The following is a 16,724-nucleotide window of genomic DNA, read 5'->3' as shown; positions in this document are numbered from 1 at the left end:
GCGGCTCAGAAAACTGAACGTCTCCGCTCGGAGAAACCCTCCGGCCGCTGCAACGGAAGTGTCCTTGAAACAACCCCGCCACGCCCTCGCATCCATCGCGGCACCGGCATGAAGCGGCTGCAGACCTATTTCTGGCCCGTTGTCGGCCTTCTGGCGATCCTGTTTTCGGTGAACGCGCTCTATCATGAGCTGCGCGGCCTGTCGTTCGACGAGTTTCTCGCAAGCTTCAATGCGATTTCGCTGAGGAGCTGGCTTCTGGCGATCGGCTCGACGCTCCTCGCCTATGCAGCTCTGGCGGCCTACGACCGACTTGCGCTCGACCACCTCGGCCACCGCATTTCGCTCTGGTTCATCACGCTCTGCTCGTTCACGACCTACGCGCTGTCGCACAATCTCGGCGCCTCGGTGTTCTCCGGCGCGGTCGTACGCTACCGCGCCTACCGCTCCAAGGGGCTTTCCCCGGGCGAAGTCGGCGTTCTCGTCGCCTTCTGCTCCTTCACCTTCACGCTCGGGACCTTGGTTCTATCGGCCGTCGTGCTTCTGGTACGGCCCGACATCATCGAGCGTTTTGCCGAGTTCCTGCCGGTCGAAATGTCGCTCACGACCGGCGTGCTCATCCTCATCGTCATCGGGCTCTATGTCATCGGCAGTCTCGTCGGGCTGCCGTCGTTCCGCACGCGCTGGTTCCAGCTGCACTACCCGAAGCCGAAGATCGTTTTCCGGCAGCTGGTGATCGCTCCGGTGGAGCTGATCGGCGCCGCCGGGATCATCTATTTCGCCCTGCCGGAAGCGGGAAATCCGGGCTATATCGTCATTCTCGGGATCTTCCTTGCGTCCTTTTCGGCAGCCCTTCTGTCGCATGCGCCCGGCGGGCTTGGCGTACTCGAGCTGATTTTCATCGCCGCCTTGCCGGAAATGGACCCGGCTGCCGTGCTTGCGGCGCTTGCGATCTTCCGGCTGCTTTACCTCGTCATCCCGTTCGTGCTTGCGCTGATCGTGATCCTGGTGTTCGAGCGGGCGCGTTTCGTGGCGGAGCGCCAGCCGCCAAAGGGAAGCGACCTCCCCTAGGCGAAGGGACCACGTCCATCACGGATATCAGGGCGCGTTGCAGACAGTGGGCAGCGCCTGCTCGAGCGGCCCCTTCACCTCGTGCAGGCGCGCCGCTTCGATCTGGTAGGGTGTAAACGGCGGCACCTGCAGCGACGGATTGATGATGCGGGCGAGATAGCAGCCGGCGAAGAACCGCACCCGCCCCCGCTTCTCGATCGATTTCACCGCGACGGGAACGGCGGAATAGATACTGCCCGCCCCGGCCTCCGTCTTCACCTTGCCGACCTTGATCTCGACAGACACCGTGCGCTCATAGCCGCGGGTGAAGGCCTTGAAGCCGCCGACGGGTTTCGATTCGCCGAAATAACCATAGGCGCGGGCATATTCCTTGCGGTTGACGGCGTTGTAGAGCGAGCGGACGAGCGCGGCCCCATCGGACCGGTCATCGACATAGGCGACGCTGTCCTGCGCCAGAGCTTCGCCATTCAGGGCTGCAAATGCGCCGAGGGCAAAGACGGTGGATCGAAGCTTCATGGCAGTCCTCCTTTGTCGCGCGGGCAGCCGAACACAACAATGAGGCGAAGCCATAGCAGGATTCGCGAGCGGATCGATAACGAGGCCAGCCACCGTCCGGCGCGGCACCGGCGATCCGTTTGACTCAGTAAATTTGGGAGGCGGTGGGCGGCGTCACGCCGATGAGCAGAAAGCCGCGGGCGTAAGCGCAAAATGAAAAGAGCCCCGTGTGGGAGGAGGTACACGGGGCTCTCGAACTTGATCGGCAGCTGGGAGGAGGAGTGCCGCCGATCCGCATCGGGCGCCGCGGGAGGAGGTGCAGCGCTTCGATAAGTCGTATAATAGTTATGCGCCGCAACAATTTCAAGACATCATTTTGCACTGCACAAAATCGTGAAGGAAAGGCAGGGCCAAAGGCATCGTCCCTGACGTCGGATCGCGGATGGTGCATCCGGAGGACCGCCGCGACCGATAACCTCATAGAAACCACAACTACTGATGGCAGGTTCCTTTTGTTCAGCTTTTTCGACATACATCTACGTGTAAGCCAAGAATAAATTTTCACTCAGTAATTGCAGGCGCTCAAATGAAATTGCTGCTCCAGATTCCGACCGCCCTCATCGTTGTCCTGATTCTTGCGACCTGGCTTGCCAGCCTCCGTCTCGTGGTGCTGCCGCCCGGCTCCCTCAAGCTCAAAGCGATGACGGCCCTCGTTTATCAGGGACATGGCTTCCGTCTGATCGACAGCCCGCTCGGCATGTGCGGCCGTCGGGCCTTCCCGGCCGCCGACTGCGAGGAGGTGGCCATGAACCATCTGGGCAAGCGGGTGCTGCTGCGGATGCCTTTCAGCCAATGGCTCTACGATTTCACCGATCCCTATCCGGTGAGCCCCACGGCATCGGTCGAAGAGACTCCGCTTCGAAACGCCATCCAGTGAGAACCGGCGAGCCAGGCTCGGACCTGGAGGCGCATGCGCGCCTCACCGTCAAGGTTTTGAACCATCAGGCTTTTTCACAACGACTTTCTTAACCACCCCTTAAATTGCCGCATTTAAAGTTCACCCGGTCGCCGTGGCGGATGGGCGTGGGACGCCGTTACCGCCGTCGAAATCGATTGGCCGCAACGATAGCGCCAAGGGCCACCGCTGGGCGGTGAGGGATAGATCAAACGGCATGGCAGCAAGCGGCAGGTCAGGACAGCGGATCGAGCCCTCGTTCGGCGGAAACGAGGACGATGACGACGACGATTTTCGCGTCGAGGCCAGCGACCGCGTGACCACGAGCCGCAAGGCGCCACGCGGCAAATCTTCCGGCCAGACCAACAGGAGCAGCGGCAAGAAGAAGCCAGCCGGCAAGCGCGGCGGCGGCCGTCGCGGCTCCGGTGGCGGTGGCTTGGTCGGCCTTGTCCGCACGCTGTTCTACTGGTGCATCGTGCTCGGCATCTGGGGCGCGATGGGCGTCGGCGGCCTGGTGCTCTACTATGGCGCGCGCATGCCGAGCGCCGAAAGCTGGTCGATCCCCGATCGCCCGCCGAACGTGAAGATCCTTGCCGTCAGCGGCGACATCATCGCCAACCGCGGCACCACGGGCGGCGAAGCGCTTTCGCTCGAAAACATGTCGCCCTATATCCCGCAGGCAGTCATCGCCATCGAAGACCGGCGCTTCTACTCCCATTTCGGCATCGACCCCTTAGGTCTGGCCCGCGCCATGCTGACGAACGTCACTACGGGCCGCATGGTCCAGGGCGGCTCGACGCTGACGCAGCAGCTCGCCAAGAACCTGTTCCTGTCGCCGGAGCGCACGCTGGAGCGCAAGGTGCAGGAAGTCTTGCTCGCCTTCTGGCTCGAGCAGAAATATTCCAAGGACCAGATCCTGGCGATGTATCTCAACCGGGTGTTCTTCGGCTCCAACGCCTACGGCGTCGAAGCGGCCTCGCGGCGCTACTTCAACAAGTCGGCACGCGACGTGAACCTCGGCGAGGCGGCCCTGCTCGCGGGCTTGCTCAAGGCCCCTTCGCGGCTCTCGCCGGCGCGTGATCCGAAGGCGGCGGAAGAGCGCGCCCAGATCGTGCTGGGCGCGATGCGCGAGGAAGGCTTCGTCACCGACAGCGAGATCAAGACGGCGATGTCGCAGACGCCGACCAAGGCCAAGAGCTACTGGTCGGGCGCCGAGCATTATGTCGCCGACATGGTGATGGACCAGCTTCCGGGCATGATCGGCGAGATCAAGGAAGACCTGGTCATCGACACGACGATCGACCTCAATCTCGAAAAGAAGGCCGAGGAAGTGATTGCCGCGACGCTGGACGCCGACGGCAAGAAGCTCGACGCCTCGCAGGCCGCCCTCGTCTCGGTCGACGGCACCGGCGCCATCCGGGCGCTCGTCGGCGGCAAGGACTATGCCGAGAGCCAGTTCGACCGCGCCTCCAAGGCCAAGCGCCAGCCGGGCTCGGCCTTCAAGCCCTTCGTTTATGCCGCGGCCATGGAGATCGGCCGCACGCCGATGTCGATCCGCAATGACGGTCCGGTCCGGATCGGCAACTGGACGCCGGAGAATTACGACCAGAAATATCGCGGCGAGGTGACGCTTGCCGATGCGCTCGCCAACTCGCTGAACACGATCGCAGCCCAGCTGGTCATGGAGGTCGGTCCTTCCAACGTCGTCAAGGTCGCGCACCGCCTCGGTATCGATTCCGAGATGCAGGCAAACGCCTCGATCGCGCTCGGGACGTCGGAAGTGAGCCTCGTCGAACTGACGTCGGCCTATGCCCCCTTCATGAATGGCGGCTTCAAGGCGACGCCGCACGTGATCCGCCGCATTTCCAAGGCGGACGGAACGGTGCTCTACGAAAACACCTACGACAACCCGCCGCGCGTGCTCGATCCGGCGATCGTCAGCGAGATGAACCAGATGCTGCTGCGGGTGCTGACCAAGGGCACCGGCAAGAAGGCGCAGCTGAAAGGCTGGGAAGCGGCCGGCAAGACCGGCACGACGCAGTCCTTCCGCGACGCGCTGTTCGTCGGCTACACCTCCAACCTCACGACCGGCGTCTGGTTCGGCAACGACGACGGCAAGTCGATGAAGAAGGTCACCGGCGGCGGCCTGCCGGCCAAGGCCTGGCACGATTTCATGATGGCGGCCCACGAAGGGCTTTCGCCTTCGCCGCTGTTCGGGACGACCGGCGTGCAGCCGGTCTTCGACGACGGCACCGCGCCGCCCCCAGGCGACCTGATGTCCGGCGACCCGGAAGCCTTCCCGGAAGCACCCGTCGGCGTCGATGGCGGCGTCGCGGTCGGGCAGCGTCCGGTCGACCAGGGCGGCGCCCCGTGGGGCGGCCAGACGGCGGACCAGGGCAACGGCGGCCTGGTACCGCCGGCCGATGTCGGCCAGACGACCGGGGCCACGCGCCGCACCACGCTTTTCGATATTCTGACCGGCGGCTGAGCCGCCCGTGAACCTCGATTTGACAGGGGATCCGGCCTGTAGGCAGGCTGCGGCCGATGGCCCATTTCGGGCTAGACAAATCCCGGGCTTGCTTTTGCCCCCAAACGCCCCGCAGAATGCCTTGCAGTCCGAAACGCCGGTCCTTATATACGCCGCATCGGCGCAGTCTAAGCTGCGAAGAAATCCAAAGACCATCCCGTTAGGGGCTGTCTCACGAATGCCTGACCGGGTTCCGACAGTCCGCTGCAAGGAGAGAACGACATGGCTAAAGTTATTGGTATTGACCTGGGAACGACCAACTCCTGCGTCGCCGTCATGGACGGTAAAGACGCGAAGGTGATCGAAAATGCCGAGGGTGCGCGCACGACCCCCTCGATGGTGGCATTCAGCGAAGACGGCGAGCGCCTCGTTGGCCAGCCGGCCAAGCGCCAGGCTGTCACCAATCCGGAAAACACGCTTTTTGCGATCAAGCGCCTGATCGGCCGGACCTTCCAGGACCCGACCACGCAAAAAGACAAGGACATGGTTCCTTACAAGATTACCAAGGCCGACAATGGCGACGCCTGGGTCGAAGCGCACGGCACGGATTACTCCCCGTCGCAGATCTCCGCCATGATCCTTCAGAAGATGAAGGAAACGGCCGAATCCTACCTCGGTGAAAAGGTCGAGAAGGCCGTCATCACCGTTCCGGCCTACTTCAACGACGCTCAGCGCCAGGCAACCAAGGATGCCGGCAAGATCGCCGGTCTCGAAGTTCTGCGCATCATCAACGAGCCGACCGCGGCAGCGCTCGCCTACGGCCTCGACAAGAAGGACGGCAAGACGATCGCCGTTTACGACTTGGGTGGTGGTACCTTCGATATCTCGGTTCTCGAAATCGGCGACGGCGTCTTCGAAGTGAAGTCGACCAACGGCGACACCTTCCTCGGTGGCGAAGACTTCGACATGCGTCTCGTCCAGTACCTCGCCGGCGAGTTCAAGAAGGAACAGGGCATCGACCTGAAGAACGACAAGCTCGCTCTTCAGCGCCTGAAGGAAGCCGCTGAAAAGGCCAAGATCGAGCTGTCCTCGTCGCAGCAGACCGAAATCAACCTGCCGTTCATCACGGCTGACGCTTCCGGTCCGAAGCACCTGACGATGAAGCTGACCCGCGCCAAGTTCGAAGCGCTTGTCGACGACCTGATCCAGCGCACCGTCGCGCCGTGCAAGGCAGCCCTCAAGGATGCCGGCGTCTCGGCTGCCGAGATCGACGAAGTCGTTCTCGTCGGTGGCATGAGCCGCATGCCGAAGGTGCAGGAAACCGTCAAGCAGCTGTTCGGCAAGGAGCCGCACAAGGGCGTGAACCCGGATGAAGTGGTCGCCATGGGCGCCGCCATCCAGGCCGGCGTTCTGCAGGGCGACGTCAAGGACGTTCTCCTGCTCGACGTCACCCCGCTGTCGCTCGGCATCGAAACGCTCGGTGGCGTCTTCACCCGCCTGATCGAACGCAACACGACGATCCCGACCAAGAAGTCGCAGACCTTCTCGACCGCCGACGACAACCAGTCGGCCGTGACGATCCGCGTCTCCCAGGGCGAGCGTGAAATGGCTGCAGACAACAAGCTGCTCGGCCAGTTCGACCTCGTCGGCATTCCGCCGGCACCGCGCGGCATGCCGCAGATCGAAGTGACCTTCGACATCGATGCCAACGGCATCGTGCAGGTTTCGGCCAAGGACAAAGGCACCGGCAAGGAACACCAGATCCGCATCCAGGCATCTGGCGGCCTCTCCGACGCCGACATCGAAAAGATGGTCAAGGACGCCGAAGCCAACGCTGAGGTCGACAAGAAGCGTCGCGAAGGCGTGGAAGCCAAGAACCAGGCCGAAAGCCTGATCCACTCCAGCGAGAAGTCGCTGAAGGATTACGGCGACAAGGTTTCGGAAACGGACCGCAAGGCGATCTCCGACGCGATTGCCGCGCTGAAGACCGCCGTCGAAGCCTCCGAGCCGGACGCCGAAGACATCAAGGCCAAGACCAACACGCTCATGGAAGTTTCCATGAAACTCGGCCAGGCGATCTACGAAGCGCAGCAGACGGAAGCCGCTCATGCGGATGCCGCCGCCGACGCTGCCCGTGACGGCGATGTCGTCGATGCCGACTACGAAGAAGTCAACGACGAAGACGATCGCAAGCGTTCGGCCTAAGTCGCCCTTCAAACAGACGGAAAAGCCCGGGTTCGCCCGGGCTTTTTTGTTGCCGGTCTCGCCCGTCAGGGCCTGCAATATCGGCGATCGGCACTGTGACTTGCCGCAAACGTACCTTTTCCGACAAAAAACCGTATCTACCGCCGTTCGGGCTATGGTATCGCGCTTCAAGGTTTACTAAATCGGTGGCAAGGTAAACGGGCAGCCGCCGAGCCATCGCGCTGGCTTGCCAACAGGATAATCTTCTACGAATGAAACGTGATCTCTACGAAACGCTTGGTGTTGCCAAGAACGCCGACGAAAAGGAGCTGAAGAGCGCCTTCCGCAAGCTCGCGATGAAGTATCATCCGGACAAGAACCCCGGCGACGCGGCAGCGGAGAAGACCTTCAAGGAAATCAACGAAGCCTACGAGATGCTCAAGGACCCGCAGAAGCGGGCGGCCTATGACCGCTACGGTCATGCGGCTTTCGAGCAGGGCGGCATGGGCAACGGCTTCGGCGGCGGTGGCGCCGGCGGTTTCTCCGACATCTTCGAAGACATCTTCGGCGAGATGATGGGCGGCGGGCGCCAGCGGCGCTCATCGGGCGGCCGCGAGCGCGGCGCCGATCTTCGCTACAACATGGAGATCTCGCTCGAGGAAGCCTTCGGCGGCAAAACGGCGCAGATCCGCGTTCCGACCTCGATCACCTGCGACGTCTGCACCGGCTCCGGCGCCAAGCCGGGCACCAGCCCCAAGACCTGCGGCACCTGCCACGGCTCCGGCCGCGTGCGCGCCGCTCAAGGCTTCTTCTCGATCGAACGCACCTGCCCCACCTGCGGCGGGCGCGGTCAGACGATCACCGACCCCTGCGGCAAGTGCCACGGCCAGGGCCGGGTCACCGAAGAGCGCACCCTCTCGGTCAACATTCCGGCCGGCATCGAGGACGGTACGCGCATCCGCCTTTCGGGCGAAGGCGAAGCCGGCCTTCGCGGCGGACCGTCGGGCGACCTCTACATCTTCCTTTCGGTCAGGCCGCATGAGTTCTACCAGCGCGACGGCGCCGATCTCTATTGCAGCGTGCCGATCTCGATGACGACGGCTGCCCTTGGCGGCAAGTTCGACGTGACGACACTCGACGGCACCAAGTCGCGCGTCACGGTTCCCGAGGGCACCCAGGCCGGCAAGCAGTTCCGCTTGAAGGGCAAGGGCATGCCGGTGCTGCGCTCGGCGCAATCGGGCGACCTCTACATCCAGATCCAGATCGAAACGCCGCAGAAGCTGACCAAGCGCCAGCGCGAACTGCTGCAGGAATTCGAGGAGATCTCCTCCAAGGACAACAATCCGGAATCGACCGGCTTCTTTGCCCGGATGAAGGATTTCTTCGATACGCTGAGCGACTAAGGCTTCAAGCCCGACGACTTCTACAGCGCCGCGCGCCGGAAACGGTTGCGCGGCGCTTCTACTTCAGAGCAGGGCCATGAGCTGCCACAGCCCGGCCAAAACGAGCGCTACCCCGGCGATGCGGGACAGGATCCTGCCGCCGGGCACGACCTTCTCCGCCAGAACGAAGATGGCGATCGCGGCGATCCACAGCACGTTCATCACCCCGCCGACGAACAGCAGCGCCATCAGCGCCCAGCAGCAGCCGACGCAATAGAGCCCGTGCCGTACACCGAGGCCGAAGGCGCCGCCCGCTTCCCGACGAAAGCCGCCGTGGGACTGGATGAAAAGCAGCGGCGCCTGGCATTGGCTGAGACAGCGATCCTTGAGCGGCGTGAACTGGAACAGGCCGACAGCAGTCAGAACGATGCCGCTGAGGACCGCACTGGCGCTTGCAAGCGCCGGCGTGAGCAACAGGGCGCGATCGAGCAGCCATTGCCCGAGAACGGCGACGAGCGCGAACAGGATCCACGCCGACAGATAGCCGGCGGCAAAGAAACCGGTGGCGGCAAAGGGCTTGCCCTGTTGGGCGGCCTTGCGGCCGACACGGGCATAGAGCAGGATCATCGGCGTCGCCGACGGCACCATCATGCCGACCATCATTACGGCCCACATGACGAGGGCATAGGCGAAGGTCGTGGCGGACCAGGGAGCGGCAACCGCGCCCGCCATCGATGCCATGGCGCCCTGCTGTGCCCCCATGGTCATGGGCTTGTCCGCCGGCATGTCCATGGGCATATCCATGTCCATGCCGGAGCCCATATCCATGCTGGCTGAAGGAGCCGGGGGACCAGCCATGTCCATGGCCGACGCCAGCCACAGGATGTAGAGCCAGCTGATCGCCGTCAGGGTGACCAGCGCCGCCACGACGATGACGCGGTCACGTCTAAGCAGGGTTTCGAGCGCCGTGTCTCCCATCGGCGTCAGTGGATCACGCCGCTTTCGGTCAAATGCATCCGGGCGAAATGGGCATGCGAATCCGCAAGCGCCAAAGTCAGCGGCCCTTTCGTATCGGCCCATCCGCGCCCGACTTCGCAAATGTCGTATTCGAAGCCATGGGGGAGATTGATGCGCGCCTGATGGGCGGCGCCGGTCACGGGATTGAGGATCGGCTCGCCGCGTGCGGCGATCCAGCCCGGTACGTTCAGCCGCGCCGTTCGGGCGCCAACATCAACCTCGAAATCGATCTCGGCAAAGACCGGATCGTGCATGGTTTCGAAGGTGGTTGCGAAGACCTGGAAGAAGGTCGCGCCGGGTTCCGTATCCTCGCCACTCATAATGCGCAGCAGCGCGCCGCGCTGTTCGTCCGATGCGCGGCTGTCGACGATCGGCACCACCTGCCCCCTGCCCTCATGGATCGCGCCCGGCCAGGCGGCGATCAGGCCGCCGCGAAGCCCATCGAGCCGCGTGTCGCCGTGATAGCCTTCCTCGATCTCGAAGGCGCCGACAGCGCTGCAATGGCCTTGGGTCGGCAGAGCGTTGAACTGGCAGGGGCAGCCATAGGCGCAATTGCAATGAATGAACTCACGCCCCTTCATCATCCATCTGACACTCGTCATCGTCTCCTCCTGAGATCTGATCGGTGTTCGTCTCGCGGTTCCCCGCAAACGGATGCCTTTTATTAGAATAGAAAAATATACTCTTCTCCGCCTCCGATGCCAACGGCAGGCGATGGGCAAAGGCGGGAACACGACAGCGCCGTGGGTCGGTCGGACCCGCGGCGCTTGGATGATCAGGTTTCGAGCTCTTTATCGGTGCCCGTCCTAGAGCGTCGCCATGCCGCCATCGACGATCAGTTCGGCACCGACGGTAAAGGTGGCTTCGTCCGAAGCGAGGAAGACCACGGCCTTGGCGATCTCGCTCGCATCGCCGAAACGGCCAAGCGGGATCTGCGCGGCGATCGCATCAACCACTTGCTTGTTTTGTTCGGGCGTCGGGGCGTGGCCGTCATGGAGCGGCGTGCGGATTGGGCCGGGGCTGACGGCATTGACCCGGATGCCGCGGCCGATGAGTTCGCCGGAGAGCGTGCGGGCCAGCGACAGCAGGCCCGCCTTGGTCAACGCATAGACGCTGGAGGTCGGCATGCCGATATGGGCGTTGATCGAGGTGTTGAGCACGACCGAGGCGCGCTTCGAGAACACGGGCAGCAATGCCTGGATCAGGAAGTAAGGGCCCTTGACGTTGATGGCGATCGACCGATCGAAGCTTGCCTCGTCCCACTCTTCGATCGGCTGCAGCTTGGCGATGCCGGCATTGACGAACAGGATGTCGAGCGTGCCGAAGGCGGCACGGATCTTTTCGGCAACGGCCGCCTGGCCGGCGACATTGCCGGCATCGGCCTCGATGATGAGCGCGGCCTCGCCAAGAACGGATCGGGCTTCGGCGATGTTCTTCGGATTGGTGCCGGTGACGGCAACGCGTGCGCCTTCGGCAATGAACTGGCGGGCGGTTTCGAGACCGATGCCGCTGGTGCCGCCGGTGATGAGTGCCGTCTTGTTCTCCAAACGTGACATGATGAAATCCTCTTGCTGGGTTGAGAAGGAGGCCGGTTCGATTGGCCGTCCTTCGATGCCCACAGATATGGCGGAAAACGGTCGTTCGGATTAGTCTCCCAATCGTGGAACTCGAATTCGGAAAAGCCGAACGATGATGAAGATCGAAGGAATAGCTGCCTTTGTCGCCGTGGCCGAAGCCGGCTCGATCAGCGAGGCGGCACGTCGCCTGCGGCTGTCGAAATCCGTCGTCAGCGAAAGAGTGGCAGAACTGGAGCGCGGGCTCAACGCCACGCTTCTCCACCGCACCACACGCAAGCTGACGCTCACCGAGGATGGCATCGCGTTTCGCGAGCGCGCCATCCGGATTGTCAGCGAAGTGCAGGCGGCCGCCAGCGATCTTGCCGAACGCCGCGGGCTGCTGACGGGATCGCTTCGGATCGCGGCCCCCGTCAGCTTCGGCCGAAGGCATCTCGGCCCGGCGCTCTATCCGTTCCTGGCCCAACACCCGGAGATCGAACTGACGCTTGACCTCGACGACCGACGGGTCGATGCCGCCTCCGAAGGCTACGACGCGATCGTGCGCCATGGCGCGATCGCCGACTCGCGGCTGGTCGTGTGGAAACTTGCGAGAAGCCGGCGCCTGCTGGTCGCCGCGCCCGACTATCTCGACCGGCACGGCACGCCCGCGTCGCTCGCCGAACTCGAGGGCCATCGCGGCATCTTCTACACCAACCGGGGTGCTGCCGACTGGCGCTTCGAAGGACCTGGCGGTGCGACAGTCGTACGGGCGCGCCTGGCGCTTGGCATGAACAATGGCGACATGCTGCACGATGCCGCCGTCGCCGGGCTCGGCATCGCGCTGTTGCCCGCCTTCATCGCCGGTCCGGCCGTGCGCGAGGGGCAACTGAACGAGATCGACGTCGGGCTCAGCCCGGAGCCGGAGTTCATCTACATGGCGCATCCGGAGGGCCGGCGCGCCTCCACCAAGCTCAGAGCCATCGCCCAGCACCTGAAGGAAGCCTTCGGCGATCCGCCCTATTGGGATCCGTGACGGCTCCGCAATCCCGGCACAATCGTTGCGGGCGACGGTATCGCGCCGATCGCCGATCAAGTCTTGACCAAGGCTTGACCGAAACCGGCTGGCATCATCAGCGCATCCCCTGACAACCGAAAATTGGATTCCTATCCTTCATGCGGAACCGCTTTCTGAACTGGATCGTCCTCATGGCGCTTGGCACCAACGCTCACGCAAGTCCGCTTCCCGCTCCCACCGACGCAGAAATTCAGGAGATCCTGGCCGACCGGATCGACAAGCAGCAGCAGTCGATCGGCATCGTCGTCGGTATCATCGATGCCAATGGCCGGCGCATCATCGCCCACGGCCATCCGGCCACAGGCGACCCGCGCCCCGTCGACGGGCAGACCGTGTTCGAGATCGGCTCGGTCACCAAGGTCTTTACCGCGCTGCTGCTGGCCGATGCGATGGAGAAAGGCACACTCAGCCTCGGCACACCCGTCGCCACGCTTCTTCCCGAGAGCGTGATCATGCCCGAGGACAAGCAGACGCCGATCACGCTCGGCGACCTCGCAACGCACATGTCCGGCCTGCCGCGATTGCCCAGCAATCTGGTGCCGGCCGACATGAGCAATCCCTATGCCGGCTACGACGCGGCGAAGCTCTATGCTTTCCTCTCCAGTCACAAGCCGCAGCGCCGCCCCGGCGTCGAGCATGAATACTCCAATCTCGGCGCCGGGCTTCTCGGCCACGCGATCGCCTTGAAGGCCGGGGTCTCCTATGAAGACCTCGTCGTCAGCCGTATCGCCGTTCCCCTCGGCATGAAGGACACGGCGATCACGCAGCAGCCCGACTGGGCCGAACGCCGCGCAACGGGCCACGATGCGGCCATGGAGCCGGTGAGCGAATGGGATCTCGACGCGCTGCAGGGTGCAGGCGCCCTGCGCTCGACCGTCGACGATCTCCTGCTTTTCCTTGAGGCGGCCATGGGAAAGACGGCATCGCCGCTCGCTCCCGCCTTCAGCACGCTGCTGTCGACCCGACAACCGCTCGGCAAGGGCGATCGCGACCAGCAGGCGCTCGGCTGGGTCGTCTCCGGCAAGGGCGACGAGCAGTTCATCTGGCACAATGGCGGAACCGGCGGCTATAGATCCTTCGTCGGCTACCGTCCGTCGACGGGTGTCGGCGTCGTCGCCCTGTCGAATGCGTCGACCGAGGTCGGCGTCGACGACATCGGCCGCCATCTGCTCAATCGCAACGCGCCGCTTGCGCCGCCGATCGTCAAGCGTACGGCCATAGTGATCGACCCGGCGCGCTATGATGCCTATGTCGGCACCTACAGGCTGGCGCCCGACTTCGAACTCACGATCTTTCGGGATGGCGATAGCCTGTTTGCCCAGGCGACCGGGCAGGACCGGCTCGAAATCCTTCCGGAGGCCGAGCACGGCTTCTTTACGAAGCTCATCGATGCCCAGATCAGCTTCACGCTCAAAGGCGACCGAGCCGAAAGCCTGACCTTGCACCAGGGTGGGCAGAGCAGCCCCGCGCCTCGGGTCTCGAAATGATGGGTGTCTCCCGCCTGCTTATGAAGGCGGGAGACGGTTTCCAGATCGATCAGAACAGCAGATCGATGGTGAAGTAGGCGAGCGCCGAAATCGCCGCTGCGGCCGGCATGGTGATGAACCAGGCAATGACGATATTGCCGGCAAGCCCCCAGCGCACGGCCGAAACGCGACGCGCGGCACCCACGCCGATGATCGCGCCGGTGATGGTGTGGGTGGTCGAGACCGGGATGCCGAGCCAGGTGGCGGCAAAAAGCGTGATCGCTCCGCCGGTCTCGGCGCAGAAGCCCTGCATCGGATTGAGCCTGGTAATCTTCGAGCCCATGGTGTGGACGATGCGCCAACCGCCGAACAGCGTGCCGAGCGCGATCGCCGCCTGGCAGGTGATCACCACCCAGAACGGCACATAGAACTCCGAGCCGAGATAGCCTTGCGAGTAGAGCAGCACCGCGATGATGCCCATGGTCTTCTGCGCGTCGTTGCCGCCATGGCCGAGCGAATAGAGCGAGGCCGAGACGAACTGCATGACGCGGAAGGTGCGGTCGACGGCAAAGGGCGTCTGGCGCACGAAGATCCAGGAAACGATCAGCACCAGCATGAGCGCCAGGAAAAAGCCGATCGCCGGCGACATGAAGATCGCGCCGACGGTCTTCAGGAGGCCGGTCCAGACGATCGAACTGAAACCGGTGCTCGCAAGACCGGCACCGACGAGGCCGCCGATCAGCGCGTGCGACGAACTCGACGGGATGCCGAAGAGCCAGGTGACGATGTTCCAGACGATTGCGCCGATCAGCGCCGAGAAGATCACCAGCGGCGTGACGATGCCGGGATCGATGATGCCCTTGCCCAGCGTCTCGGCCACGTGCAGGCCGAAGAACAGGAAGGCGATGAAGTTGAAAAAGGCCGCCCACATGACCGCGTACTGCGGTCTCAGCACCCGTGTCGAGACGATCGTCGCGATCGAGTTGGCGGCGTCGTGCAGACCGTTCAGGAAGTCGAAGAACAGCGCGATGCCGATCAGCCCGACGAGCAACGGAAAGGCGAGCGTCGCATCCATCAGACGTTCTCGATCACGATGCCGCTGATTTCATTGGCGACGTCCTCGAAGCGGTCGACGACCTTTTCGAGCTCGCCATAGATCTCGCTGCCGATGATGTAGGCCATCGGGTTGCTGGCGCCGTGGCGGCGGAACAGGTCCTTGAGGCCCTGTTCGTGCAGTTCGTCGGAGCGGCCCTCGATGCGGGTGACCTCTTCGGCGATCGCGATCAGGCGGTCGTGATTGGCGCCGATCCTATCGAGCAGCGGAATGGCCTCGGCGATCAGGTGCGCGGCCTTGACGACCGTGGTGCCCATTTCGCGCATGCCGGGATCGAAGCTCTTCTGTTCGTAAAGGCGGATCGTCTTGACAGTCTTGTGCATCATGTCGATGGCATCATCCATCGACTGGATCAGATCCTTGATGTCGCCGCGGTCGAAGGGCGTGATAAAGGACCGGCGCACGGCCAGCAGCACCTCGGCGGTGATGTGGTCCGCCTCATCCTCGAGCGCGACGATCCGGTCGCAGTGTCTTTCCAGATCGTCGCCGCCAGCGAGAACCTTGTCGAGCGCATCGGCAGCACCGACGACGGTGCGCGAATGTTTTGCGAAGAGGTCGAAGAAGCGATCCTCGCGGGGAAGAAGTTTGCGGAACCAGGCCAGCATCACACGTATATCCATCTGTGGATTGTCATGCGGCTGTCATATTTCACTAGGTCCTTTATGAAAAGCACCGAATCAAAGGGGTTTGTCGCCTTTCCCCTGTCGATATCGGCCTATCTTGCACGATATGGCGACGCGCCCCATTTCGCCTTGCCTTGGCAGGCGCTTTCGTCCTAGCTGCGCCCAACGTCGAATCCGGACTGCCGATGCCAAACAAGGTCTTTCTCAACCGCCTGAAGCTTACGGAGTTCCGCAACTATGCGGCCCTCTCGCTTGAGCTCGATCAGCGCCATGTGGTGCTGACGGGGGAGAACGGCGCCGGCAAGACCAACCTCATGGAAGCCGTCTCTTTCCTTTCGCCCGGCCGCGGCCTCAGGCGCGCAGCCTATGCGGACGTGACCCGGGTCGGTGCCGGCGACGGGTTCTCGGTCTTTGCGGAAGTCGAGGGCATGGAGGGAACCGTCGAGATCGGCACCGGGACTGCCGGCGTCACGGAAGGGCAATCCCGGCGGCTGCGGCTGAATGGAACACCGGCAGCGACCGTCGACGAACTGACCGATCACCTGCGCGTCCTCTGGCTGACGCCATCGATGGATGGGCTCTTTACCGGGCCTTCGGCCGACCGGCGGCGTTTCCTCGATCGTCTTGTGCTGTCGCTCGATCCGGAGCACGGCCGTCGCGCCAGCGAATTCGACCGGGCGATGCGCAGCCGCAACCGGCTGCTCGGTGAATTCCGCCCGGACCCTTCCTGGCTGACGGCGATCGAAAAGGAGATGGCCGGTCTCGGCGTCTCCATGGCGCTGGCGCGGCAGGAAATGCTCAGTCTGTTGACGGCGCTGGTCGAGCGCACTGTCGATGAAAGCGTCTTTCCCTCGGCGCGCCTGGCGTTGTCGGGCTTTCTCGACGACGAGGGCCATCGTCCGGCCTATGATCTGGAAGAACAATATCTGACGATGCTGCGTGATGGGCGTCCGCGCGACGCCGCGGCGGGGCGCACGCTCGACGGGCCGCACCGGAGCGACCTGCTCGTGCGTCACCGCGAGAAGGACATGGAGGCAGCACGCTGCTCGACCGGGGAGCAGAAGGCGCTGCTCGTCGGCCTGGTGCTGGCGCATGCGCGCCTCGTCGGCGACATGACCGGCCACGCGCCGATCCTGCTGCTCGACGAGATCGCCGCCCATCTCGACGTCAACCGGCGCGCCGCTCTGTTCGATCTCGTCGACGGCCTTGGCGGCCAGGCCTTCATGACCGGGACGGACCAAGCGATGTTCGAGGCGCTGGGCGAACGCGGCCGCTTTCTGACGGTTTCGCACGGCAGTGTTACGGGATAAGCAGAGGTCACC

14 protein-coding genes are annotated in these 16,724 nt (G+C 63.6%); 8 read left to right on the top strand and 6 right to left on the bottom strand.

Annotated features, from left to right (window positions below; genetic code table 11):
• The first annotated feature begins 108 nt into the window (after positions 1-108).
• Complete coding sequence (locus IB279_RS00340) at positions 109-1,068, top strand: YbhN family protein (RefSeq protein ID WP_034804910.1); 960 nt, start codon at positions 109-111, stop codon at positions 1,066-1,068.
• Positions 1,069-1,095: 27 nt separating this feature from the next.
• Here the strand turns inward: IB279_RS00340 and IB279_RS00335 are convergent, their stop codons facing one another.
• A complete protein-coding gene (locus IB279_RS00335) occupies positions 1,096-1,584 on the bottom strand; it encodes a hypothetical protein (protein ID WP_060519453.1) in 489 nt (162 codons plus the stop codon).
• A 565-nt stretch (positions 1,585-2,149) separates the two neighbouring features.
• Between IB279_RS00335 and IB279_RS00330 the strand changes: the two genes are divergently transcribed.
• The 4 genes from IB279_RS00330 (at position 2,150) to dnaJ (ending at position 8,572) form a co-directional block, all read left to right on the top strand.
• The gene (locus IB279_RS00330) at positions 2,150-2,500 is read left to right on the top strand and encodes a hypothetical protein (RefSeq protein ID WP_089043077.1); all 351 of its coding nucleotides are present in this window, start codon (positions 2,150-2,152) and stop codon (positions 2,498-2,500) included.
• A 235-nt stretch (positions 2,501-2,735) separates the two neighbouring features.
• Positions 2,736-5,006 (top strand): transglycosylase domain-containing protein, encoded by a 2,271-nt coding sequence (locus tag IB279_RS00325; protein ID WP_112770710.1) that lies wholly within the window; start codon positions 2,736-2,738, stop codon positions 5,004-5,006.
• Between the two features lie 261 nt (positions 5,007-5,267).
• On the top strand, positions 5,268-7,190 hold the full coding sequence (gene dnaK / locus IB279_RS00320) for a molecular chaperone DnaK (protein ID WP_034804922.1): 1,923 nt from the start codon (positions 5,268-5,270) through the stop codon (positions 7,188-7,190).
• Positions 7,191-7,441: 251 nt separating this feature from the next.
• Positions 7,442-8,572, top strand: a complete 1,131-nt coding sequence (gene dnaJ / locus IB279_RS00315) for a molecular chaperone DnaJ (RefSeq protein WP_034804924.1) — start codon at positions 7,442-7,444, stop codon at positions 8,570-8,572.
• Between the two features lie 63 nt (positions 8,573-8,635).
• Here the strand turns inward: dnaJ and IB279_RS00310 are convergent, their stop codons facing one another.
• The 3 genes from IB279_RS00310 to IB279_RS00300 form a co-directional block, all read right to left on the bottom strand.
• Positions 8,636-9,529: a DUF2182 domain-containing protein gene (locus tag IB279_RS00310; RefSeq protein ID WP_089043075.1), complete on the bottom strand. Its 894-nt coding sequence runs from the start codon at positions 9,527-9,529 to the stop codon at positions 8,636-8,638.
• 5 nt (positions 9,530-9,534) lie between these two features.
• Complete coding sequence (locus IB279_RS00305; protein ID WP_034804927.1) at positions 9,535-10,170, bottom strand: DUF1326 domain-containing protein; 636 nt, start codon at positions 10,168-10,170, stop codon at positions 9,535-9,537.
• 204 nt (positions 10,171-10,374) lie between these two features.
• A complete protein-coding gene (locus IB279_RS00300; protein WP_060580673.1) occupies positions 10,375-11,124 on the bottom strand; it encodes an SDR family oxidoreductase in 750 nt (249 codons plus the stop codon).
• A gap of 133 nt (positions 11,125-11,257) precedes the next feature.
• On the opposite strand from IB279_RS00300, the gene IB279_RS00295 reads away from it, so the two are divergent.
• Positions 11,258-12,157, top strand: coding sequence for a LysR family transcriptional regulator (locus IB279_RS00295; RefSeq protein ID WP_112770711.1), 900 nt, complete (start codon positions 11,258-11,260; stop codon positions 12,155-12,157).
• Between the two features lie 140 nt (positions 12,158-12,297).
• Positions 12,298-13,686 carry a serine hydrolase gene (locus tag IB279_RS00290; RefSeq protein WP_210209341.1) on the top strand — a complete coding sequence of 463 codons (1,389 nt, stop codon included), beginning with the start codon at positions 12,298-12,300 and terminating at the stop codon, positions 13,684-13,686.
• Between the two features lie 49 nt (positions 13,687-13,735).
• Here IB279_RS00290 and IB279_RS00285 read toward each other — a convergent pair whose 3' ends face one another.
• Positions 13,736-14,740 (bottom strand): inorganic phosphate transporter, encoded by a 1,005-nt coding sequence (locus IB279_RS00285; RefSeq protein ID WP_034804933.1) that lies wholly within the window; start codon positions 14,738-14,740, stop codon positions 13,736-13,738.
• On the bottom strand, positions 14,740-15,384 hold the full coding sequence (locus IB279_RS00280) for a DUF47 domain-containing protein (RefSeq protein WP_060580672.1): 645 nt from the start codon (positions 15,382-15,384) through the stop codon (positions 14,740-14,742). The genes IB279_RS00285 and IB279_RS00280 overlap by 1 nt, the downstream gene beginning before the upstream one ends.
• Positions 15,385-15,587: 203 nt before the next feature.
• On the opposite strand from IB279_RS00280, the gene recF reads away from it, so the two are divergent.
• Positions 15,588-16,712 carry a DNA replication/repair protein RecF gene (recF, locus tag IB279_RS00275; RefSeq protein WP_112770778.1) on the top strand — a complete coding sequence of 375 codons (1,125 nt, stop codon included), beginning with the start codon at positions 15,588-15,590 and terminating at the stop codon, positions 16,710-16,712.
• Positions 16,713-16,724 lie beyond the last annotated feature (12 nt).

It is taken from the genome of Ensifer sp. ENS06, from assembly GCF_014852205.1.
GTDB classification, from domain to species: Bacteria; Pseudomonadota; Alphaproteobacteria; order Rhizobiales; family Rhizobiaceae; genus Ensifer; species Ensifer adhaerens.
The sequence above is the reverse complement of the archived record's forward strand: the minus strand, read 5'-3'. Positions and strand labels throughout refer to the sequence as shown.

Coding starts and splice junctions, on each gene's coding strand:
- dnaK (WP_034804922.1), top strand. CDS start 5,268: ATGGCTAAAGTTATTGGTATTGACCTGGGAACGACCAACTCCTGCGTC.
- IB279_RS00280 (WP_060580672.1), bottom strand. CDS start 15,384: ATGCTGGCCTGGTTCCGCAAACTTCTTCCCCGCGAGGATCGCTTCTTC.
- IB279_RS00325 (WP_112770710.1), top strand. CDS start 2,736: ATGGCAGCAAGCGGCAGGTCAGGACAGCGGATCGAGCCCTCGTTCGGC.
- IB279_RS00335 (WP_060519453.1), bottom strand. CDS start 1,584: ATGAAGCTTCGATCCACCGTCTTTGCCCTCGGCGCATTTGCAGCCCTG.
- IB279_RS00330 (WP_089043077.1), top strand. CDS start 2,150: ATGAAATTGCTGCTCCAGATTCCGACCGCCCTCATCGTTGTCCTGATT.
- IB279_RS00295 (WP_112770711.1), top strand. CDS start 11,258: ATGATGAAGATCGAAGGAATAGCTGCCTTTGTCGCCGTGGCCGAAGCC.
- recF (WP_112770778.1), top strand. CDS start 15,588: ATGCCAAACAAGGTCTTTCTCAACCGCCTGAAGCTTACGGAGTTCCGC.
- IB279_RS00310 (WP_089043075.1), bottom strand. CDS start 9,529: ATGGGAGACACGGCGCTCGAAACCCTGCTTAGACGTGACCGCGTCATC.
- IB279_RS00300 (WP_060580673.1), bottom strand. CDS start 11,124: ATGTCACGTTTGGAGAACAAGACGGCACTCATCACCGGCGGCACCAGC.
- IB279_RS00285 (WP_034804933.1), bottom strand. CDS start 14,740: ATGGATGCGACGCTCGCCTTTCCGTTGCTCGTCGGGCTGATCGGCATC.
- IB279_RS00290 (WP_210209341.1), top strand. CDS start 12,298: ATGCGGAACCGCTTTCTGAACTGGATCGTCCTCATGGCGCTTGGCACC.
- dnaJ (WP_034804924.1), top strand. CDS start 7,442: ATGAAACGTGATCTCTACGAAACGCTTGGTGTTGCCAAGAACGCCGAC.
- IB279_RS00305 (WP_034804927.1), bottom strand. CDS start 10,170: ATGACGAGTGTCAGATGGATGATGAAGGGGCGTGAGTTCATTCATTGC.
- IB279_RS00340 (WP_034804910.1), top strand. CDS start 109: ATGAAGCGGCTGCAGACCTATTTCTGGCCCGTTGTCGGCCTTCTGGCG.